Raw genomic sequence first — 22857 nt, 5'->3', positions numbered from 1 at the left:
AAAGAAACAATATCGTGATGATAATGAAATAATCGAAACTCAACCAAATCTTTTGTATGTTCTATTGCAGGTCTTCTGCAGGTCTACTGTTAATTTTATTATTAATCAATCAGAATTGACTTAATTAATAAAATCCTTTCACAAAACTCAATTTCGTTTCTTATGAGTCTACAATATGACATATAAACTAACGAGGTGGATGCCATGGATGCAGAATCATTCTCCAATTTCAAACGAGATCCTAAGAAATATATGAAACAAGTTAATGATAATTGTGAGCCGTTGATTGTTACTAGTCACTATATAGATGATACTGTCGTTGTAATTGGAAAATCTGAATACGACTCTCTTATTTCAACAGTAGAAATTCAATCCAATCCTTATCTTATGGACAAGATACATTCTGGTGAGATGGAATTTATGAACAACGAAGGACAAACTCACGATATATTTATTGATGAAAAATAGTACAAAACCAAATAAAAAGCTGCTGACCATTTTAAATTTTGGTCAGCAGTTTTTTTGACATAAATTTAATTTAACTTCTATCCATCTAAATCAGATGCTTTTCTTTGGGGACTGACCCAAATTCCAGATCCACCACCGAATACTGATTTAAGTGCAGCGAAGAATGTGTGTACTACCGTGATTGGCCCAACAATCCAATAAAATAATATGTACAATGGTGCAAATCCGAAGTACCTCATCTTTTGAATTCGGTCATCGATAATTACCGCAGCTAACAATTGGATAACTCCAGCAATTAATTCGAATGAAATTAATACTAAAGCTTGGAACAAATATGTATTTGCTAAGGCGTGATTCCCAGTTATCATTGCGACCACAAATGTTAACCAGAATAAAATTGTCGTGATAACGAAAAAGAATGACCAGATGATTGAGAAAGTTGCGTCTGCTAAAAGTGGAAGCAGTGTATATCTTTTGAAGGGATGCATAATAATTTTCTTAAAATTAGCCAACCAGACTTCAGTTCCACCTTGCGCCCAGCGTTTACGTTGTTTGTACAAGTCATTGAAATTATTAGGAACAATCAAATGGGAAATGATATTTGGTGCGAAAGTCGGAATGCCGCCGACCGCATTGTGATCCCAAGCAATACTAATATCTTCGGTAATTCTGTCTTGTCTAAATCCACCAACAGCAATTAAGAAACTCTTTTTGTACATGGTGTTGGCACCACTATAAGCATAGAGAGAATCATAAATAGCGGCTTGACTACGTTTGATAATACCGATGATACTTGAAAATTCTAGTGTTTGAGATTTTCCAAGAAGTGAACTACGATTCCTAACATCTGAGTTTGCAGTAACGGCACAAATGTTAGGGTTCTTATCCTTGAAGAAATTCATGTACTTCATAAGTGCATTCGGTTCTGGAATCGTATCCGCATCATTACTTAAAACATAATCCCCTTTGGCAAAATTGATTCCTACGTTGAACGCATGGGCTTTCCCACTATTTTTTGTAATGTTGATTACTCTTAATTTGTCATAAGTCATCTGCAAACGTTCCAAAATCTCTTGCGAGCGGTCCGTCGATCCGTCATTAATCGCCAAAATTTCAAATTTGGAATAATTTACTTTTTCACAAAGATAACGAATTGTACGTTCCAGAACCAACTCTTCATTGTGAACTGGAATCATAATTGTGATAAATGGTTGGTCTTGTTCTGGAATAGTAATCCAGTTATCGTCACGTAGATTCTTTTTCAGAAATCTATAGCAAAGTGAACCCGATAGCCAGAAAAAAGATCCGAGAATCGGGTAAATACTTAAGGTAAACATTGTTAAATCGAAAACTGATCTTAACAGTTTGATCCATAAATCAATATTCAATAAATTGTTCATCATGTCCCCCAATCCCCTAGTCCACATCATTTACATGATATTTATTGTAAAGCTTTTGATAAGTGTTCTTTTCCAGACATTGTTCCGGACTAACTTCATAGGCACGGACATTGTGTCGGAAATTTCGATTACCAAATCTTTCTGTGACATAATCTTCAAACAATTGTTCACGTTTCTTTTCACGTTTCATGTCCAAGATGCTGACAGAGTTGTAAAAACTCTTATTTCGGTAGTTATTCATGATAGTTAAGAATATTGAAATTAAGAACGAAATAATTGAAAGCGTGAATAAAATAAACGCCATATGGTTAATTTCATAAAAGCTACTATCGTGCGGAATCAATTTTGGCAGACGTGAGTCGATATTTGCCATTGATGAAATAAGTACTAACGTCATCAATCCCATAACAAAAGCCCAACCCACAAGCGTAATGAATCCTTCCTTGATTTTTAATGATTTATTACCCGGCTTAAAATATTTATCCTCATAAAATCCTGTCATTCTGGATTTCTCTCGCATTGTTATCCCCCATAATGCTTTATTTGTTGAGCTTCCAAAATATTTTTAATTAGGGCACGGCGTGATACTGATTTTTAAAAATAGCCATGTCATATATTTCATGTTACATCTTGAACAATATAGAATTCAAGAATAAATACCATTAGTTTTTAGTTATGTTTAAACTTTATTTTTATTATTTTTTATAAATTCCATTGAGTCTATAGTATCTGTTTTCTTAGATAAATCTATCTAGTAATCACTTGCAATCGCATGTATGAATTGATCTGAAACTTAAATTAATACCCAAACTTTTCTAATTTGAAGAATTTCTTTCAGAACACGATATATAACTGTTACGAGAGTGGTATGGAAGCAAAAGTAACAATGAAATCTATTATTCTTACGGATTTATACAAAAAATCATTTGTTTATAGTCCTCTCTTGAATTCCAACATTTATTCCGAATTAAGTCTCAGATGTATTATTAAATCCAACAGAAAACTAGTCATTTTGAGACAATAAATTTTTGGAGAGATCATGAAAGAGATAGAAAATATCAGCAAATATTTAGAAAAATCTGAATTAAGTAAAACAATATACAGGAAATCTTCAACAGGTAAGTCTTCCAATGAAAATTGAACTGTAGTGAATTATATGTGTGAAATATCGAAGTGAACTAATTTTGATAATAAGAATATTCAATCCAGCGACTGGGCAATAAGATGTTACCAGAAGAAAAAAGTATGTCTAACCGCATTTCTGCAATTAGGCACACTCAATATAAACCGTTTTGATTTTTTTGGAATTATCTGTGACCCTAGGTGTTCTCTCAAACACGTCTCAGTCAAAAACCAGTTGAATGAAATAATCGTGTATTGCACCCCTATCGAAGCCAAAATAAATGTAACCTATAAACAATACACTAAGTATCCACGAAAAATTTCGATTCCATTCATTTATTGTAAAATTAACTTATTTTAAGACTCATATCACTTCTTCAAAAGATGATTATTGAATATTAATGGTTTTTCACAAAGATTGTTAACTAAATTATTTGCTATCTAAATCTTCGCAATCGGTATATCTTACCCATTCATTTGTTGAAACTTGCCACCAATTACCGGAATATCCTAACTTAGCTTTCCATTTTGTTCCTGAGGCAAGCCCCCTCTTAGTTGGAACAAGATTTCCGGATGAATTATATGCATAAACTGGAGCATACGGATATGCACGGATAATTATCGTGTGATATGCCGCCGTCGTTTGTGGACCATCAAATACCGGCTGATAAGTCGCTGGTGTTAATATGGTAACCCCCTGATCCGTTTGAGAATCGACAGGAGATAAATTCCCTGTAGTGGATGATCCACTTATTGAATCTGCCAAAGCTCCAACTGGAGACAACGAGCTAGCAGCAACTGCTAATAGAGCAGCGATGGAAAAGAAAATTGATTTCATATTTTTTCTTTCAATCATTTTTACATCTTCTTTCTTAAATTCGATTGCAACTTAATACCTGCTTGTCCTTACTTCAAACAAAACATCAATCGATTTTAGAATAAATTGTATGGGATATTTAATAAAATTAAATATTTTTAACTTGAAATCATTCATACTGTTTTTTCTAAAAAAAGTTAAATATCATAATTGCTAGACAGTGTGTTATACTTTCCAAACAAACTCAAAGGAGAAAAATTATGAAAACCAAAAGTATTACCTTATCGATACTCTTGATTGGTATCTCAATTGGCTCCATCACTTCTATCGGTAGTTCACCCACATCTGTGTCTGCATATACTTCATCCACTTCAAATGAGTTACCAAAAAAAATAATGATCTCTCGAGAAGATATAAGCTTGCCTCTTTCAATTCCAACTTACGAACTAAATTCGAACAAAATTCAAAAAACTAGCAAGAAATTAAATATCTTAAATAAAGAAAAAACTCAATTAAAAACTTTTTATGCGAAAAAAATCTCTGTGCATAATAGGGTTTATTGGAAACTAGCAAATAATAAGATTATAGATGATAAAAGAGTAGTCATTATCAAATAGGGTTATGCTTTAAACATATTTAGTAGAAAAATTATCAGTACCTAATAAAGGGCCGCTTACCACTGAAAAAAATCCAGTGATAAGTGACCTTTTACTTTTCAATATAGTCATTAATTAATAATTGTTTTTCTATTTTTAATCTTATACATCGCATTTCATATATAGTCTTCTAAGTAAATAAAATCTAATTTAGTATTGGTAATTAAACACATCATCTCGTTAGTTTAATCATTCATCGTCAACCTTCTTACACTTTGTCGACTATGTATTTCTATTGGTGTGATTGATTGCTCGGTTCGTGTTTCCTTATTCAGTAACCAATTTACACCTGATACTCCCATTTCGTAGAAACTTTGGGTGACGCTGGTTAGTTGAGGTTGGACTATTTTGCATAGTTCTGTTCCATCGATTGCTACTATTGATATGTTCTCGGGGACTGAAAGCCCTAGGCTTCTTGCCTCGTTCATTACCCCGATTGCTGCCCAGTCACTTCCACAGACTACTGCTGTTAGATTAGTTTTTGCAGTGTATTTAGACATGGTATTTTTACCTGCTTCGTAACTGTAATCGCCCTCAGATAACCAATCCTCGTCAAATTTGATTTTTGCATCGGAAAGAGCTTTTTTGTAGCCATTTAGTCTTAGTGTTCCAGTAATTGTGTGTTGATAATCTAGTCCGGCCAGTCCAATTTTTGTGTGCCCTTGATCGATTAAATATTTAGTCGCTTGATAGCCTATTTGGAAATCATCAGAACTGATAAATGGCAAGTTTCGTTCATCTAAGGAAATTGATAGGAAACAAAATGGTATGTTTGCTGACTGCAAAATTTCCAAATTCTCTGGTGCTAAATCAACTGATAACAATAAAACTCCCATTACTGAGCGCTCAACCACTGTGTTGATGGCTCTTTTTTGTCGTTCAGAATCTTCATCCCCGGCATATAAAATGATGACGTTCAAATTTTCAGGGAAGGCGGTTTCTTGAATTCCGTCAATGATTGAATTGGAGAAATTTGTCTTAGTGGCGTTGACGATAACTGCTAGATCATTACTTTTTTTGGTTACTAATTCCATTGCCGACGTGTTTTTCCGATAGCCTAACTCTTTGGCAGCGTCCCGCACTTTCTTGGCAGTCTTATCACCAAAAAAGCCCTCTTTGTTAGTGAGAACTCGTGAAACTGTTGCAGCCGATACTCCGGCTTTTAGAGCGATATCTTTAATAGTTGCAGCCAAGGCAAATTCCTCCTCTTATATTTGTTAATCTCTATTCTACTCTATTAGCGTCTTGAAATGTATATTTCTACGCAAACGTTTGTGTTTTTGATACAAAGCCATTGTAAACGTTTGTGTAAAATGTTACTATCATCAATGAAACCGGTTGCAATACATTTTCAAAAATACAAATAAGTTTTTAGGGGGACTACTTATGGTCGATAATAAAGCACTCGAAACTGATATACCTACCAAAAAAGCTTCGGTCAAAAACTCAGTTTCAAAAAACTCACTACCAAATTTATCAATGGGAACAATTTTCGCAATGACTTTCGGATTTTTTGGAGTCAACATGGCGTTCTCGTTGCAATCATCACAGATGGGAAGAATTTTCCAAACCATCGGTGCTGATCCAACGAAACTAGGATTCTTCTTCATTCTGCCACCACTTGCCGGAATGATTGTCCAGCCTTTAATCGGTAAATATTCCGATCGAACTTGGAATAAGTTCGGACGTCGGATGCCTTACTTGTTAATTGGTGCTCCAATCGCCGCTCTAGTAATGATTCTCTTACCAAATGGTGGAAACTTTGGACTCGGATTTGCTTCAGTTGCAGCCCTTTGGTTCGGTGCAATATCAGTCTTATTTATGGACTTGTCTTCTAATGTTTGTATGCAACCATTCAAAATGATCATTGGTGACATGGTTAACGAAGATCAAAAAGACTTAGCATGGTCATGGCAACAATCATTTTCAAACCTAGGTGGAGTTTTAGCAACAATTCTCCCCTTCGCATTAACATGGTTTGGTGTTTCAAACGTTGCCGCCAAAGGAACAGTTCCACTATCACTTCGATTAGCATTTTATATCGGAGCAGGAATTCTTTTAATCACAGCTTTCTACACAATCTTCTCCGTCCACGAATATGATCCAGCAACTTATGCCGGCTATCATCACATCGACGTCAACGCACACAAGAAATCCGTCAGCCTCTGGAAATTAGTTAAGACAGCTCCAAAATCTTTTTGGGAAATTTTTGTAGTGCAGATTTTCAACTGGTTCGCGTTCCAATATTTGTGCACATACGGAACTGGTGCGATTGCGCAGAATGTTTGGCACACTTCTAATGCATCTTCAGCTGGCTATCAAGCTGCCGGTAATTGGTTTGGAATCATGACTTGTGTTCAATCAATCGCCGCTGTTGTTTGGGGGTTTGCAGTTCTATCCCACACAAAACCAACCCAACGTAAATTCTGGTTAAGAGTAAGTTTGATCCTTGGTGGATTAGGATTTGTATCAATTTTCTTCATCCACAATCAACTTCTATTAATCGTTCCATTCGTACTAATTGGAATTTGGTATCTAACAATGCAAACGCAACCACTTTCACTTTTCACAGAATCATTGAACGGTGAAAACGAAGGTGCTTATCTCGGATTATTCAATTGTGGAATTTGTTTACCACAAATTATTGCTTCATTACTAAGCTTTGTGATTTTCCCAATGGTCGGAAAATCAATGCCCGGAATGATTGCTGTTGCCGGAGGAGCACTCTTAATTGGCTCTTTAGCAGTCAGCGTTATTCATCCATCTTTATCAAATAAAACTGAGGAGGAAATGTAGTTATGACAAAAAATTGGTGGCAAGGTTCAGTCGTTTATCAAGTTTATACACGTAGTTATCAAGATAGTAATGGTGACGGAGTCGGTGACCTACCTGGACTAACACAACGTTTGCCATATATTAAAAAGTTAGGTGCTGATGTAATTTGGCTTAATCCAATTTACAAATCACCTGACAAAGATAATGGCTACGATATTAGTGATTATCGCTCAATCCAAGATGTTTATGGCAGCATGGATGACTTCGACAAAATGCTTGATACCGCACATAAAGATGATTTAAAAATTGTTATGGATTTAGTTGTTAACCACACTTCTGACAAACACGAATGGTTTGAACAAAGCCGTCAGTCAAAAGATAATTCTTACTCAGATTATTATATTTGGCGTGATCCCGTTGATGGACATGCACCAAACAATTGGGGTTCTTACTTCTCAGGCCCAGCTTGGACTTACGAACCAAAACGTGGTCAATATTACCTCCACTTGTTTGCTCCAGGACAGCCTGATTTGAATTGGGAAAATCCTAAAGTCAGACAAGAAGTGTACAGCTTGATGAAATTCTGGCTTGATAAAGGTATTGACGGTTTCAGAATGGATGTTATCAACTTAATATCCAAGCCTGCTGGATTGCCTGATGCTCCCCAAGCTGCAGGTTCCTCCTATGGAAATGTTGAACCACTAGTATCTGACGGTCCACGTTTGAATGAATTTTTACATGAAATGAATGACGAAGTTCTTTCGAAATACGATATTATGACCGTTGGCGAAATGCCTGGTTCAACGCCTGAGGACGCTATTGAATACACCGGATTGAAGTCCAATGAATTGAACATGGTTTTCCAATTCGAACATGTTGATTTAGCAGCTAATCCTGACAAACGTTTGGGTAAGTGGAACGACCAGCCTATCAAATTGGTCGACCTGAAAAAAGCTTTATCCCGTTGGGAAACTGAGCTTGATGGTAAGGGCTGGAACAGTCTTTACTGGAATAATCACGACCAACCACGTGCTGTTTCTCGGTTTGCAACAGATAATCCAAAATATCGTGTTACAGCAGCCAAAATGCTTGGGACAACTCTTCACATGATGCAAGGAACACCTTACGTCTATGAAGGTGAAGAATTGGGCGAGACCAACGTTCACTACAAATCTCTCGACCAATATGAAGACATCGAAAGTATCAATGCTTACCATCAATTGGTCGAAAAAGATAAGGCTGTCGATGGTCCAACCATGCTGAAATATTTGGAAAATATGTCACGTGACAACGCCAGAACACCTATGCAATGGGACGATTCTGATAACGCTGGATTTACAACTGGAAGACCTTGGTTTGCACTGAATCCTAATTACAAGGAAATCAACGCCAAGAGCCAAGTTGACGATCCAGACTCAATTTATAATTACTATCGTCAGTTAATCAGCTTACGTCATAATAGTGATTTAATTACTTACGGAAATTATGAAGAAATCGATCCTGAGGACAATGAAGTATTTGCTTATCGTCGCCACTATGAAGGTAAAACTTTGTTAGTTATCAGTAACTTTACCGATAAATCAGTTGAACGAGACTATCAACAAGCAGACGGCAAACGTTTGATTGGTAACTATTCAGAGAATCAAGGTACGGCACTTAGACCATATGAAACTAATGTTTATTTATTTGACTAACTCAAAAAGGTATCCTATCGGATACCTTTTTTTATACAAATTTCCAATCACGTTGATAATAAGCTTGATCCCAAAAATGCCATTCGAGTTCACAGCTTTTCAGAAATCTATCTTCAACTTCTTTTAGTTTTTCATCACTATATTTACTTGCTTCCAAATCCAAAATATCAAACAACTGAACACTCAACATTTTATCTTCACTGTTAACACCAGCATAAAAATCAATCCACGATTTAAATGGATTGGATTCTGTCGAGGATCCCTGCTCAATCAAAGTTTCCCCAATAACTGAATATGTCCAAGGACATGGCAACATAGATGCAACAACGTCTATCAAGTCTCCTGTTCTTGCCGCATTATACATGTGCTCGTTGTATAGGTATGTCATTGGCGCTTGCTTATCATTCTGGACTGTCGAGTACTCAATACCTGCGACCTTACAAAAATCGATGTGTGGTTGGATTTCACTGTTCAAAGTAAATTCGATTTGATTAGTAAAAAGTTGAATTTGATCACGACTATTGGATTTCTGTATTGCTGCAGCATAAACTTTCATAAATGCATTTAGATAATTAAAATCTTGCCCAACATAAAAAGCCAACGCATCTTTTGAAACATCTCCCTGACCTATTCCTTCAACGAAAGGATGTTTCAATATTTGTTTCAAAATCGGCTGGCCTTTTTTAATTAGTCTTTCAGAAAATTCCATTTTATATTCCACCTTGCTTGATATTTCAAATATCAATCTGCAAGGATTATCACTTTCCTACGTTGGTTTTGACCAAATCAGGTTCAAAGGGATTGGCATTTACAATCTCAGCATTTTTAATGCACCCCTAGCGATTAATATTTGATTGGAGTAATCATATCATGTTTTCATATTTTATACTGAAAAATATTGATTTAACGATTATTCGTTTAATTGCTATAAATATAACTAGCTTTACACGTCATGAGCTACATGATAAGCTTGCAATTGTTATAACATTCTTCGAAAAATATATCTGGGGTGCCGCAAGGCTGAGATTAAACCCATTGAACCTGATCTAATTAATATTAGTGTAGGAAGATATTGGATAATTTAGGGGCCAACTATTTTTTGCACACGCAGATAAATGGTTGGTCTTTTTTCGCCTCGTGAATATATTCTTTCAAGGAGCTTTTAACAAAACTTTTTTGAGGGGACAGATTTACTATGAACAGACAAAGTTCAAGAACCAAATCTTCAATTTTTAATTACTCGTTGAGAGACGTTGCCTTTATCGCATTAACAGGTGTTTTCTGTGGTGCAATCTTTTTTGCAACTAGTCTTTCATACAACTTCCTATTGGCTGGGTTATCAGCAGTAGGGTTAGCACCCGTAGCTAATGACCTATTATTGGGATTATGGATGATTGCCGGTCCATTAGCAGCGATGTTAACTAGAAAAGTACTTGCCTGTACAATCGGTGAAATTCTAGGTAGTTTTGTCGAAATGATTTTAGGTGGTCAATGGGGAGCCGCAACCTTGATTTCTGGATTAATTCAAGGTGTAGGTAGTGGACTTGGATTCACAATGACCGGTTACAGAAGATTCGACAAATTTGGTTTACTCCTATCAGCAATCACAGGTACAGTTGTATCCTTCGGCTGGAGTTTGATCAGTGAAGGATACCTAAAATATAATTTTGGATTCTTAATTATTTTATTCATCGTTCGTTTCATCTCAATCGGATTCTTTGCCGGCATCTTGGTTTACTGGATCAACAAATTAGTTGAAAAATCAGGTATCTTGAACCGAGATTAGGTGACGGTATGGATAAACTAGCAATAAAAAATTTAACATTTAGATATAAGAATGACGAACCTGATATCATCAAGAATCTGGATTTCACTTTAAAAACTGGAACTTTCAACATTTTGTATGGGGCTTCAGGATGTGGTAAATCAACTTTAATGAAAATTATTGCTGGTTTATATCCAGAATATTCGGGACATTTGTCTAGTGGTGAAATGTTTCTGGATGGCAAAGATACTAGTGATTGGGATATTCAAAAAGTATCACGGCACGTAGCAATATTATTTCAAAATCCAATTGATCAATTCTCAATGACAACCGTCAAAAATGAATTTATTTTTACATTGGAAAACATTGGAATACCAAGCTCTGATATCGATAACATTATTGATAGTTCACTTAAAAGAGTTGGTATATCTGGTTTCAAAGAACGTAAAATCGATACATTATCTGGTGGAGAATTGCAAAAAGTTTCCATTGCCATCACATTAGCAATGGATGCTGATTTCATTATGCTGGATGAACCTTTTGCATCAATTGACATGAAATCTCGAGGGCAATTGCTTTCACTACTTAAAGACCTCCAAGTTAACGATGGTAAAACCATCTTAATTACTGATCATGATTTAAACGGTTACCAGGAATTGATAGATAATTTGTACCACTTTCAAGACGGAACACTTGAACATATTACTAATCAGAGCAATGTGTTCAGTCGTTACCAGTCAAACAGTTGTAAGCTTACTTTTGATCTCCCTATCGAAAAAAATGAAGGCAATATTATAAATATCCAAAACCTTCATTTACAAAACGGTTCAAAGACTTTACTCGCCGATACCTCCTTTTCGATTTTCAAAAATAAGATGATATTACTGACCGGTGAAAATGGTACTGGAAAATCTACCTTCTTCTCTGCACTTACCCGTCTACATGATTTTAAGGGCCAAATAAATTATCAAGATAAAAACATCTTGAAATACAATCAAAGAAAATTTGCGAGACAAATTGGTTTTGTTTTCCAAGATTCGCAGATGCAATATCTTAAACTAACAGTCCAAGAAGAGATTGATTTGAGTCTAAAATATACTGATTTCAAAGACTTTTGGACTTCAAAAGCGGTCGATAATTATTTACTAAAACTAAAATTAGATCAATTAAAAGATCATGTTGTTTATCAACTATCTGGTGGTCAAAAAAAGAAACTTCAAATCTTTGAGATGTTGATTTTGGGTACACCAGTATTATTATTGGATGAACCTCTGGCCGGATTAGATATAGATTCAGCCCTTGTTGTTATGACAATGATAAAAGAAATATCTGAAAGACAAAATCAAACCATTTTACTGATTAGTCATCAATTAAGTGGTTTAAATAATTTCTTCGACTATCATTTAGAACTACGCAATCAGACTCTTGAATATTCGGAGGTGGCTAACTTTGAATCCATCTCTTAAATTAGCATTAGTCTTAATCGCCAGTTTCGAACTTGCATTCATGCAAAGTTATTTAGCAAATATCATAATCGCGTTACTCGGTCTAATTTACCTGTTGATCAAGCGGATAAATCCTAAAAGATTATTATGGCTGTTAATTGTACCAATCATCCCCGTAATGGGAACTTGGTTTTCATTTTATTTGCATGGTTCAGGTGATTCACTTCACAGTGCTTGGCTTCTTTCAACCAGAATTTATGCCTATATCGCACTTGGAGGGGTTCTGACTTTCACAGTTACAGTTGATGATTTATTGGGTTCTCTGGAGCAAAATGCCCATATCCCTTCTAAATTTGTTTACGGAACATTGGGCGCATTTAACTTCGCACCACGTGTTGTTCAAACTGTTAAGCAGATGAAAATTGCGGCGATGATGCGAGGCGAAGTCTTGCACGTTTGGTCACCAGAAATATTTTTCAAATCAATTCTGGTTTCAATTAGATGGTCAGATAATTTAGCACAAGCAATGCAGTCACACGGATTCAGTGAGCTCACCCCAAGAACTCACTACAAAAAATATCCAATCCCCGCCTGGAATTGGATATTAGCAATAATTTTATTAATAGCATTACAACTCTTAGCTTTTAGCCGTTTGGAGTAAGTAGCCTGGATGGCTAAAATAGTCAGCAAGAGTTCACATTCCTTCCTAAAGAAATAGCGTCCTGTCATCCTCTGACAAGACGCTATTTTTACATAATCATTAATTAGTTTAACTTCAAGTCATCCAGTTCCTGACGCAAATTAGTTAACGGGATTTGACCAGGTGCTGAAGCAGCACCTACTGTTGCAAAGGTTACTGTAGAACCAAATACCTCACCTGATAATCTGGTAACTTTGCCTAAATCACCCATCGACATTGTAATGACCGGTGTGGAAAGCGTATTTTGAGCTTGATTAGTCGCACTCATTAATTTCAATACGTCATCAGTTGAATGTGGCATAACAGCGATCTTAGCGACATCTGCTCCCAACTTTTCCATTTGAACAAGTCGATCAACCATATCATCTTGTTCAGGTGTTTTATCGAAATCGTGATTACTCATTATTGTAACCACACCAGCCTCCGAAGCTTCAGAAACAATTGATTTCACCGATTCTGTATCGTGATAAAGTTCAACATCTAAAGCATCAGTCTGATTAAATTCTAGAATATTTCTACAAATATCAAAATATTCTTGATCACTCAATAAAGTTTCTCCACCCTCACCTTTTGTTCTAAAAGTCGTCAAGATGGGGATATCCTTTAACGCTGTACGAAGTGATACTGCAGCATTTTTTAATAATCCCTTAGATGTCACGTCATCAAAAAAATCGATTCTCCATTCGACTATATCAGGTTGCTCAGGATAAATTTTTTCTGCTTGAGCAATTATATCTTCCTGTGTATGCCCGGTTATTGGCACCGCAATTTTGGGACGTCCAACTCCCAATTCAGTTCTTCCGAGTTTAACAGCTTTCGTGGTCAAAATTTATCCCTCTTTCTACTTTTCGTCAGCGAATAAAATATCGTGAATGTATTCAACTGGCATTTCTTTACCTGTCCAAAGTTTGAACGCAGCAGCACCCTGTTCCAACATCATTCCTAATCCATTAAAAACATGTTTAACACCAGCTTGTTCAGCCACTTTCATCAACTTAGTTGTTCTTGGTGCATAAACGGTATCAAAAACGACCATATCAGGTCTAAACCATGATGGATCTTCAACCAAAGTCATATCTTCAAGGGGCTTCATTCCGACACCTGTTGAATCACAATAAATAAATGAGTCAGCAATCTCATTTTTGAAATCTTCTTTGTCTTCAATAGAATGCAATGTTGCCTTGCAGTCAGTTTTTTCATTAATAATATCAACATTACGTTTAGCATTTTCCCATGACTGATCTTTGGCGTTAAAAATCGAAATATCCTTAACACCATCAAGGGCAGCTTGAATTGCAATCGCAGTTCCGGCGCCACCAGCACCGGCCAAAGTCATCTTTTGTCCACGAATATTCACGTCTTCATCATCCAATGACTTCATAAATCCAATTCCGTCAGTTGTGTAACCAGTCAAAATGCCATTGTCATTGACGATAGTATTTACAGCACCAACCATTTTTGCAGCTGGATCTAATTTATCCAACAAAGGAATAACTTTTTGTTTATTAGGCATCGATATATTTGACCCACGCATGTCTAATGTTCTGATTGCATCAATTGCCTTAGGAAGCCTGTCGCTAGTTACGTCAAAAGCTAAATATGCGTAATTCAAGCCAAGTTTTGCGAAAGCGTTATTGTGCATAGTTGGTGACATTGAATGGCGAATAGGATAAGCCATCAAGCCAATTAAAGTAGTGTGTCCATCAATACGTTCTGTCATTTTATAAGACTCCTTGTTATTTCATACAATTTTGATGTTAGTACAATACCCAAATAATGCAATGTTGATTAATCAATAGAAGTTATCTATGATTTACATAGAGGATTTTATTATGAATTTAAATCATTTAGTTTATTTTCGTGAACTAGCACATACACAGCACATGTCTAAGGCTGCCCATAATTTGGGGATCTCTCAACCAACCTTAAGTTATGCAATCGATAATTTGGAAAAACAGCTTGGTGTTCCTTTATTCGAGCATGAAGGAAGAAACATCAAGCTATCCCGTTTTGGACAAATATATTTGAAATTCATCAGCAGTGGAATTGACAATATCCAACGTGGAAATGCAATCCTTGAACAGCTGCTAAACGTTAACGAAGGCAACATACAAATGGCCTTCCCAAGTGTTTTAGGTGAAAAACTCGTTCCTGAATTAATCTCATCATTCAAACATACCGAAGATACCGAGAATATCACCTTTGATCTCTATGAAGGTGAACCAAAAGAAATCCTCACTAATTTACTAAATGAAAAATATGATTTTGCCTTAGCGCCAAAAGTAGACATCCCTCGCGATAAAGACTCAAAAGAGAAACTCGACTTTTTACCAATCATTCAGCAAGAAATTATGCTTGCAGTTCCAGTCAATCATCCTTTGGCAAAATTAGATTCTGTTGAAGTATCCCAAATTAGCGGTCAACCGTTTATTGGATATACCGATGAGTGTGTTTTGTTCCCTTTGATTAACAAAATCCTGGAAAATGGCAATGTGGTATCTCAAATTAAATACAAGATGCGTGATACAGATAGCATTCTTGGCTTCGTTACATTTGGGGCGGGAATTGCACTCGTACCACACATTACCCAATATAATCGAAATAAAATAAAGCTAATTCATTTATCTGATAACAAATTGATTCATCAAATATATTTAGCCATCAAGGATAATCGTTTCTCAACCCCATCAGTTTCGAGATTCCAAAATTTCTTAACTCGTTACTGCAAGGAAAACTACAAGCATCAAGGTAAGCTTCTTTAAACTTGAACCTGTTTACGATTTAGGAAAATCACCACCGCACAAACTACACCGACCACGGCAATAAAAACATCAAAAATCATAATGCTATGAACGCCAAATTTATATAAGTATCCGGTAATCACTGGAATCGTGAAGGAAGAAATTGCACCAGCTGTGTAATAAATCCCCGTAACGGTTCCTTTTTTGTTTGGAAAAAGTTGACTCATAATTACCAATCCAACCTGCATAACACCACCTGCAGCGGACATTCCAATAACAAATGATGAGATAAATATAACTGTTGAGTTCAAAATAAATGTCATTGACAACAAAGCTAGTAACGAAATAATTGTACTTACTAGCATTACGTAAACTGACTTCACACGACGACTAGTTAAAATAGTTATTAAAACGACTCCCGTCAAAGAACCAATACTGTATACACTAACTAAATATCGAGCACTAGGAAGATCCATCTTCAAAACTTCTTGACCATATTTCGTCAACCACTGACTAACTAAGTAGAAAGTCGACATAGAAATATACCCATAGATAGTTAATGTAACAGCATTAATTCGTTGTAGAAAACTCATGGTGTGTTTTACTTCGTTTTCAACAGTTACCTTTACCTTGGTCATTTCTGGGAATTTCGCACGGGCAATGAAAAAATAATTAATAAATAATATTACGGCTGCAAAAATAAATGTGGCTCCGTACCAAATTTTGAAATTCTCCACTACAGTAACTAATATCGGCAATAATAATTCTCCAGCTGATACGAAAGCTTTTATCAAAACATTCGCTGTGGTTGCTGTTCTTGGAAATAACTCCATTAGTGCTGGATATGTTCCAGAGTCTAAGAATGAATTTGCCATCCCGGCAAGGATTCCACATATATATGCGATATATACATTTGGGCTAAGTATTATTCCAATAAAAAATGGAATATATGCTAATATTCCCAATTTGACGAATATTTGTCGGCCAAATTTATCAGATAGTCTCCCCGAAAAGTACAAAACTACAAGTCGGCCAATTCCTAATGATGAAATGACCATGGCAACTTTTGACACGGACACTCCCCATTGTTGTCCAAGAGGTACCATGTTCTGAGCCAGGATCACGATGGCCATTCCGTGAACAAAATAATTCAAATACAGATGAAAGCCTAGATTCAACCTTGCTCGTTTATTCATGAAAATCCCCCCTTGAAAATAGTTCCCAAATTAGAACTGTCTTATAAAATTAACGCACTTTTAAGAATTAATCAATGGTTATCCTGTAGTAATAATATTTTTTAAATAAATATATTCATAATTAAAAATATCAAGAAACAATGGAATATCAGCACTTATCCTTGGTCTCAGGAACTTGTATCACTTATACTTTCTGTACATTGCTAAGGAGACTAAATTTATATGAAAAAAGTCATTTCATTGATTATTATAATTTTATTAATTTTTCCTCTAGCCGCTTGTGGGAATAATTCCAAAAAAGTGTCCGCGAACGATTCTTACAAAAAATCAATTACTAAACTCAACACTTCTAAGATGGATGAAAATGAACAAGCTTGGAATGAAAAAATTAAAACTGCAAAAATCGAGACCATCAGCACTTCTAATAATGGTGCTTACACCAGGATTCCAACTTCAATGTCGGAACTCAAAAAATATAACCCTACTTTAATCAAAGGGACGGTTTATAACCTGCAAACTATGACTGGGGAAAAAAATGAAGCTCAGACTAAGGTTGCTGTTTACGTCGACAAGGTTATCAATGGCGACAAACGACTCCAGAATAGCTTCATCTATTTCAACTTGAATAGTGGTTTTATTTATAAGCCTGATCAAAAAGACTTTAATTATCTCAAACGTGCAGAAACTCCCATGCCAGCAATCGGTTCACAAATTATTACCGGAATTACTCTACGGGATATTAATCCGAAGAAAAAAGATCCGGTGACTACTTTCTTCCTATCAAATGGCGCTACTGGAAATAATTTTTACATTGTTGATGACCCCTACTATGCGTTTTGGATAAAGAAGCCAGGTGCAGATGAATTTAAACTTAACAATCCATTTCTAACTAGAAAATTGAAAGATGACTGGTATGCTGACAAGTTACTTAACCTGACAGATAAATTAAATCAGGCAGAAAACAAGTAACATCAGCCGCTGTATAAATTGAAAAGATTATAACGTATAATATCCCCAGATGTATTTCTTAATTGCTGGGGGTATTTTTTTGTTAAAGAGATTCAAGCATATGCTCAATACAAGACTGGGATTCATGTTCTTCCTTGTCTTCATACTTTGGACCAAGTCAGTTTTCGCGTATTATGCTGACTTTTCTTTGGGTTTGGCTGACCCGCTTCAGCATTTCATTGCAATAATTAATCCAATCGGATTCACCATTGTCTTGCTAAGTCTTACCCTCTACATAAACCGACCCAAGCTTTCATATACACTAATGATTATTTTGTATTTCATATCCACCCTACTTGTATACTCAAATGTTTTATATTTTAGAGAATTCTCAAATTTCATCTCAATTACAACGATTACTGGCGTATTTAGCGTTTCTAAAGGATTGGGTGGAAGTGCAGTTCAATCCATGTTGCCACATGATTTTTTATATTGGATAGACTTTGTCATTTTGCTAGTTCTATTTATAACTAAATTTATCACGTTAGACTCACGTCCATTTCGAAAACTGAATGCGTTCGCAACGACGTCATTCGGATTAATGTTCTTTTCACTCAATTTGATGTTAGCTGATTGCAATCGCCCACAGCTAATCTCTAGAACTTTTGACCAAACCTATACCGTTAAGTACCTCGGATTACCAGCATTTACAACATTGGATGCAATCAACACGGTCCAATCTAATCAAGTTCGTTCAACCGCAACAGGAACTGATATTGACCCGGATCTAAACTATATTCAGAATCATTACGCATCACCAGATCCCGAATATTTTGGTAAAGCTAATCGGAAAAATATAATCATTATCCATCTTGAAAGTTTTCAACAATTTTTAATTAACCTAAAAATTAACGATCAAGAAGTAACACCATTTTTGAATAGTCTATATGCAGATAACAACACAATATCGTTTGATAATTTCTTCAACCAGGTTGGTTTTGGTAAAACTAGTGATGCTGAAACTATGCTTGAAACTGGACTTTTTGGAACTCCGACAGGCTCATTTTTCACGCATCAAGAAAAGACCAATACCTCTCAAGGGGCACCGGCAATTTTAAAACAAAAGAAAGGCTATACTGGTGCGGTATTCCATGGTAACGTTATGAGTTTCTATGATAGGGACACTGTCTACAAAAATTTAGGTTATGATTATTTCTTCGACCAAAGTTATTTCAACAAATTAGATGCCCCACCTATGGAATTTGGATTACAAGATAAACTAATGTTGTCTCAAAGTGCCAAATATTTAGAGCAACTTCAGCAACCTTTCTACACAAAATTTATTACTGTTACAAATCATTATCCATTCAAATTGCCTGACATGGATAAAGAAGATTTCTCAGGTCAAGGTGTGACTCCTTCAGAAACAGTAAACGACTATTTTGAATCTGCTCATTACCTCGATAGTTCTCTCAAAGAATTCTTTGATTACTTAAAGACTAGCGGTTTGTACAAAAACTCTATGATCGTACTATATGGAGACCATTACGGTATCTCCGAACGACGTGCTGCTCCGCTATCACAATTCATTGGACACAATCCACCTGAATGGAACGACTTCGACAATGCACAATCCCAGCGTGTTCCGTTTATGATTCATATGAATGGATTAAAAGGTGGAGTCAAGCATGAATATGGTGGTGAGATTGATGTCTTACCAACCATACTTCACCTTGCCGGTGTGAATACGCAAAATTACACACACGTCGGAACAGACTTGCTTTCTAAAAATCATAAACAGATTGTTGCCTTCAGAAACGGTAATTTCGTGACTCCGCAATATACAGTGCTGAAAAATCCATTTACTGTATTCGACAATAAAACTGGTGAATCAATTGATTTAAAACAAAATCCGATTCTGATGAAGAAAATTATCAATTGGACTAAACAAGTAAATCAACAATTACAAGTATCAGACGATATAAATAATTTGAATTTACTAAGATTTTACACACCAGCAGGATTCACTCCTGTTGATCCAAGCAAATACAGTTATCTAAACCAAGTTCAACAAATGATTAAAATTCGAGATAATCTCGGCAGTGCTTCAACAAGCATGTATTCCAAGAACGACGATACTTCGACGACAAGTCTGTACAACACAGATGCACCCGAAGTTAAAGATAGTGGAAGAGATTCCATTGATAATCTATATTCAGTATTACCAAAAAAATAATGCAAAAAGAAGACCAACAATTCCATTTGGAGTTGTTGGTCTCTTTGTTCATGTTCAGTACCTATAGGGAGGTAGTAAATTTCATAGTAATATTAAAACGTGCTTTTTATTCGTAGATGAATGTGTGTGTTGGCATTTTATTAAGGTCCGATACATTCATGTCTCCAGATACATATCCAGATACAAGAATCACATAAATTCCACCCTTAGTATCTTTACCAACTCTGATTGAAGCATTTGTTGGTTGTCGTGACATATTAAACAGATGACCATGTTCCTTGACTGCTGGATTTATTTCATTGTACCAGCTACTGAAGAGCCAATAAGCAGTTTCTTGATCAGAATTACTTGCGTCAGAAACCCAGCCTAAAGATTCTAGTATTTTGGGCTTGTTATTATCTGCATAAAATCCTGCATGACCATCCATACCGTCATTAGCTTCTAACTGTCCCATTCTTTTAGTAGTGTAATTTAATGTGGCAGTATCTTGATCCCAGTTAAAATCTTGTAATCCGTTATTCTCACGATACTCATCAATATATTGTTCCATATATTTTTGAATATTATCCGTATTTGCTACGTAATCTGTATCATAAGGCAATACAGTTTGAACCTCGTCACCATTATTAAATTTGCTGTATGACGAAACCTTCTTCGCATTATCCGTAGCTGCTTGCACCTGTGTTGATTGTGCATTATTGGTATTGTCTGTTGCAGCATTTGCAACAGTCGGTGCAAGTGTCGGCAAGACAATTGCTGATACGGCAACAAAGCTTAATACTCTCTTGCTGATTTTCATAATAAATCTCCTCCTAATATCCAATGGATAATTTGTAAATTCATTTAATTTACAAACTAATTCTATGTTCAAAAAGTAGGTGTCTCAAGAATCAAAGGTGGTACATTGGGCCAAATACCGTTATAACGGCATCATTTTTAAAATACAACTATCAATTTCTGTCTTCAAAATTCTTTTCTACTTGCTTAATCATAATTCTAATCAGGTTAAACAGCTGGTATGGATATCAAGGTTTTGGTAATATATTCATAAATATAATTATTACATGTGGGGATATACAAATGAAACAAATTAAAATAACCCTTTGCGGAATGTTTACAATAGCTATTACACTTTTAACATTTATAATGTTTGAAAATACTGCCAATGCCGTTGAAATAAAAAGTGATCAAGGCCCATATGTCTATATTCCGGAGAATTACTTTTCACACAAGGTTAATGATGCTGACATACAGCATTATCAAGCTATTTGTGACCATGTTCAGTATTATCTACAACATCCAGATGAAGTCATAACTGATCCTGCGACCCGAAACGAACTGGGAGCGACCACAATGTCACAACATATTGAAAGTTTATACAAAGGACGTTCAGCATACGGATTTGCAACAGACGGTAGCGTTGAGGTAACACATAGCAAGTCAAAAGCAGATATCGTCAAGTTTATTCAAGATCGATATTCTGACGCCTATTCACTTACTATGATTAGGATGAACGGCGGTCTGAATATAAATGGATTTAATCCTGACGGATCAAGTACTGGACCAATTCATTTTACAAATGTAACCATGAACAGTATGGTTAAGCCTTCAGATATCACGGTATACGATGGCACCAATAGCCCAAGTGCACACAAAGCAATAACCATAGCATTTACGCATTGGTCACGAATACCATATTTTAATTTTAGATTCGTAGATAATCCAGCTGAAGCTCGAATTATTATTTCTGGATTTGACAAAGATACGAAACCAGAACAAGGAACAGAGGGATTATTTGTACCATTAACTTATTGTTATACAGAAATTCAAGGGCATATATATATCAAACCCGAATTATTACATCGTGACTGGAGATATGCTTCATTAGATCATGTGATTATGCACGAAATGGGACATGCTTTAGGACGGGTGGATTTATACAATTAATAATTGTAGTGTCCTGCTCGCATTGCTTGGTTAAAATAAGTTGTCTCATTTAGTTCATCTGGTGAAAGATCTCGAACACCATTATTTTCCCAAAACATTACTTTATTGACATTACTTGGATTTCTGAATACATCATATACATCCGTATTGGTATTAAACGTATTTATTTTATCTCCATAATAATCACGGTCATAAAAGTTAACAAAATCTCCATTACCAATACGAACATAATTTGCTTTTGCCACCAAATACGTCGGATTTTGTCCATCATTTGAAGGATCCGATAAACGTGAAACATCGTTAATAACTGCATATTTTGCTCCAGGGGCAACAAATCCGTTATATTTTGCTTTTGCTGTTGTCGAACTTGGTGTTGAACTATTTTCTTGATTTTTAGATTGTTGAGAGCTTGTATTTATTTCCTGATATTTACGTTTTGAATTCGTTTCTACATAATTTCCACTTTTATCTGTCTTAAAATTAAATGATTCACTCTGATTTTTTGCATTCGGATTTACAAAGAGATTTCCATTCGAATATTTTGCATCTCCGTTGAAAAATTTAAATTCCGGATAAATTGTTCCATTAGCTTGCTTACGATATTGATAAATTCCTTTTGAACCATTTGGATGAATAGCAATTATTCTGTCAGGAGAATTTGTATCCTGTAAGAATATACTGTTATCATCTTTTTTTTGTGCTTTTTTCTTATTGTTGGCTTTAACATTTTGAACAGGTTTAGCTTTCTTTGATACAGAAGGTTCTGAATCCTTAACACTGATATGTGTATAACTTTGATACGAAAAAAATGCCACTAATAATACTGCAACTGTAGTTATCAATGTGATTATCTTTGCACGTCTACTCATTTGTTCTCCCCTATATGCTGAACTTTTTTAATCCCCATCAAATCTGTTCAGCTATTATTAATTTCATTATTCATGATT

Annotated in this window: 21 protein-coding genes and 2 riboswitches; of the genes, 11 read left to right on the top strand and 10 right to left on the bottom strand. The window is 35.5% G+C overall.

The features are described 5' to 3' along the window. Nucleotides 1–204 precede the first annotated feature (204 nt). A complete protein-coding gene (locus tag ABM34_RS10480; protein WP_048705586.1) occupies nucleotides 205–468 on the top strand; it encodes a type II toxin-antitoxin system Phd/YefM family antitoxin in 264 nt (87 codons plus the stop codon). Nucleotides 469–545: 77 nt separating this feature from the next. On the opposite strand, the gene ABM34_RS10475 is transcribed toward ABM34_RS10480, so the two are convergent. The 3 genes from ABM34_RS10475 to ABM34_RS10465 form a co-directional block, all read right to left on the bottom strand. Next, nucleotides 546–1868 (bottom strand): glycosyltransferase family 2 protein, encoded by a 1323-nt coding sequence (locus ABM34_RS10475; RefSeq protein ID WP_157023367.1) that lies wholly within the window; start codon nucleotides 1866–1868, stop codon nucleotides 546–548. Nucleotides 1869–1884: 16 nt separating this feature from the next. Then, nucleotides 1885–2388 (bottom strand): hypothetical protein, encoded by a 504-nt coding sequence (locus tag ABM34_RS10470; RefSeq protein WP_048705584.1) that lies wholly within the window; start codon nucleotides 2386–2388, stop codon nucleotides 1885–1887. 1032 nt (nucleotides 2389–3420) lie between these two features. After that, nucleotides 3421–3846, bottom strand: a complete 426-nt coding sequence (locus ABM34_RS10465) for a hypothetical protein (protein WP_048705583.1) — start codon at nucleotides 3844–3846, stop codon at nucleotides 3421–3423. 221 nt (nucleotides 3847–4067) lie between these two features. Between ABM34_RS10465 and ABM34_RS10460 the strand changes: the two genes are divergently transcribed. After that, entirely contained in the window at nucleotides 4068–4424 is a 357-nt protein-coding gene (locus ABM34_RS10460; protein WP_048705581.1) for a hypothetical protein, read from the top strand. 224 nt (nucleotides 4425–4648) lie between these two features. Here the strand turns inward: ABM34_RS10460 and ABM34_RS10455 are convergent, their stop codons facing one another. Continuing rightward, the gene (locus ABM34_RS10455; protein ID WP_048705579.1) at nucleotides 4649–5656 is read right to left on the bottom strand and encodes a LacI family DNA-binding transcriptional regulator; all 1008 of its coding nucleotides are present in this window, start codon (nucleotides 5654–5656) and stop codon (nucleotides 4649–4651) included. A gap of 193 nt (nucleotides 5657–5849) precedes the next feature. Here ABM34_RS10455 and ABM34_RS10450 point away from each other — a divergent pair, with 193 nt between their 5' ends. Both ABM34_RS10450 and ABM34_RS10445 read left to right on the top strand, forming a co-directional pair. Continuing rightward, entirely contained in the window at nucleotides 5850–7259 is a 1410-nt protein-coding gene (locus ABM34_RS10450; protein ID WP_083988309.1) for an SLC45 family MFS transporter, read from the top strand. A gap of 2 nt (nucleotides 7260–7261) precedes the next feature. After that, on the top strand, nucleotides 7262–8932 hold the full coding sequence (locus ABM34_RS10445; RefSeq protein WP_048705577.1) for a glycoside hydrolase family 13 protein: 1671 nt from the start codon (nucleotides 7262–7264) through the stop codon (nucleotides 8930–8932). A 31-nt stretch (nucleotides 8933–8963) separates the two neighbouring features. Here the strand turns inward: ABM34_RS10445 and tenA are convergent, their stop codons facing one another. Then, nucleotides 8964–9641 carry a thiaminase II gene (tenA, locus tag ABM34_RS10440; protein ID WP_048705576.1) on the bottom strand — a complete coding sequence of 226 codons (678 nt, stop codon included), beginning with the start codon at nucleotides 9639–9641 and terminating at the stop codon, nucleotides 8964–8966. 37 nt (nucleotides 9642–9678) lie between these two features. Continuing rightward, nucleotides 9679–9780, bottom strand: a riboswitch (TPP riboswitch). Nucleotides 9781–9927: 147 nt separating this feature from the next. After that, nucleotides 9928–10017: riboswitch (TPP riboswitch) on the top strand. A gap of 110 nt (nucleotides 10018–10127) precedes the next feature. Here tenA and ABM34_RS10430 point away from each other — a divergent pair. Genes ABM34_RS10430 through ABM34_RS10420 form a run of 3 tightly spaced genes read left to right on the top strand, consistent with a single transcriptional unit; the run spans nucleotide 10128 to nucleotide 12803 of the window. After that, nucleotides 10128–10718 carry an ECF transporter S component gene (locus tag ABM34_RS10430; protein WP_048705572.1) on the top strand — a complete coding sequence of 197 codons (591 nt, stop codon included), beginning with the start codon at nucleotides 10128–10130 and terminating at the stop codon, nucleotides 10716–10718. Between the two features lie 8 nt (nucleotides 10719–10726). Beyond that, nucleotides 10727–12163: an ABC transporter ATP-binding protein gene (locus tag ABM34_RS10425; protein WP_048705570.1), complete on the top strand. Its 1437-nt coding sequence runs from the start codon at nucleotides 10727–10729 to the stop codon at nucleotides 12161–12163. Then, a complete protein-coding gene (locus ABM34_RS10420) occupies nucleotides 12147–12803 on the top strand; it encodes an energy-coupling factor transporter transmembrane component T family protein (RefSeq protein WP_048705568.1) in 657 nt (218 codons plus the stop codon). The genes ABM34_RS10425 and ABM34_RS10420 overlap by 17 nt, the downstream gene beginning before the upstream one ends. 103 nt (nucleotides 12804–12906) lie before the next feature. Here the strand turns inward: ABM34_RS10420 and aroD are convergent, their stop codons facing one another. Together aroD and ABM34_RS10410 are read right to left on the bottom strand one after the other, a co-directional pair. Next, nucleotides 12907–13668, bottom strand: a complete 762-nt coding sequence (gene aroD / locus ABM34_RS10415; RefSeq protein WP_048705566.1) for a type I 3-dehydroquinate dehydratase — start codon at nucleotides 13666–13668, stop codon at nucleotides 12907–12909. Between the two features lie 15 nt (nucleotides 13669–13683). Next, nucleotides 13684–14562, bottom strand: a complete 879-nt coding sequence (locus ABM34_RS10410) for a shikimate dehydrogenase (RefSeq protein ID WP_048705564.1) — start codon at nucleotides 14560–14562, stop codon at nucleotides 13684–13686. A gap of 112 nt (nucleotides 14563–14674) precedes the next feature. Between ABM34_RS10410 and ABM34_RS10405 the strand changes: the two genes are divergently transcribed. Continuing rightward, nucleotides 14675–15604 carry a LysR family transcriptional regulator gene (locus ABM34_RS10405; RefSeq protein WP_048705562.1) on the top strand — a complete coding sequence of 310 codons (930 nt, stop codon included), beginning with the start codon at nucleotides 14675–14677 and terminating at the stop codon, nucleotides 15602–15604. Here the strand turns inward: ABM34_RS10405 and ABM34_RS10400 are convergent. Further along, nucleotides 15601–16779: an MFS transporter gene (locus tag ABM34_RS10400; RefSeq protein WP_048705560.1), complete on the bottom strand. Its 1179-nt coding sequence runs from the start codon at nucleotides 16777–16779 to the stop codon at nucleotides 15601–15603. The genes ABM34_RS10405 and ABM34_RS10400 overlap by 4 nt on opposite strands. 222 nt (nucleotides 16780–17001) lie before the next feature. Between ABM34_RS10400 and ABM34_RS10395 the strand changes: the two genes are divergently transcribed. Both ABM34_RS10395 and ABM34_RS10390 read left to right on the top strand, forming a co-directional pair. Further along, nucleotides 17002–17748, top strand: coding sequence for a hypothetical protein (locus tag ABM34_RS10395; protein ID WP_048705559.1), 747 nt, complete (start codon nucleotides 17002–17004; stop codon nucleotides 17746–17748). 79 nt (nucleotides 17749–17827) lie between these two features. Next, a complete protein-coding gene (locus ABM34_RS10390; RefSeq protein ID WP_232298593.1) occupies nucleotides 17828–19963 on the top strand; it encodes an LTA synthase family protein in 2136 nt (711 codons plus the stop codon). Nucleotides 19964–20069: 106 nt separating this feature from the next. On the opposite strand, the gene ABM34_RS10385 is transcribed toward ABM34_RS10390, so the two are convergent. Further along, nucleotides 20070–20762, bottom strand: coding sequence for a hypothetical protein (locus ABM34_RS10385; RefSeq protein ID WP_048705558.1), 693 nt, complete (start codon nucleotides 20760–20762; stop codon nucleotides 20070–20072). Nucleotides 20763–21043: 281 nt separating this feature from the next. On the opposite strand from ABM34_RS10385, the gene ABM34_RS10380 reads away from it, so the two are divergent. Next, nucleotides 21044–21910: a zinc metalloprotease gene (locus ABM34_RS10380; protein ID WP_048705556.1), complete on the top strand. Its 867-nt coding sequence runs from the start codon at nucleotides 21044–21046 to the stop codon at nucleotides 21908–21910. Here the strand turns inward: ABM34_RS10380 and ABM34_RS10375 are convergent. Then, nucleotides 21907–22779: a hypothetical protein gene (locus ABM34_RS10375; protein WP_048705554.1), complete on the bottom strand. Its 873-nt coding sequence runs from the start codon at nucleotides 22777–22779 to the stop codon at nucleotides 21907–21909. The two genes, ABM34_RS10380 and ABM34_RS10375, sit on opposite strands and share 4 nt — an antisense overlap. Nucleotides 22780–22857 lie beyond the last annotated feature (78 nt).

The sequence above is a fragment of the Companilactobacillus ginsenosidimutans genome, assembly GCF_001050475.1.
Classification (GTDB): domain Bacteria; phylum Bacillota; class Bacilli; order Lactobacillales; family Lactobacillaceae; genus Companilactobacillus; species Companilactobacillus ginsenosidimutans.
Note: the sequence above shows the minus strand (reverse complement) of the source record. Positions and strands in the feature narration are given on the sequence as shown.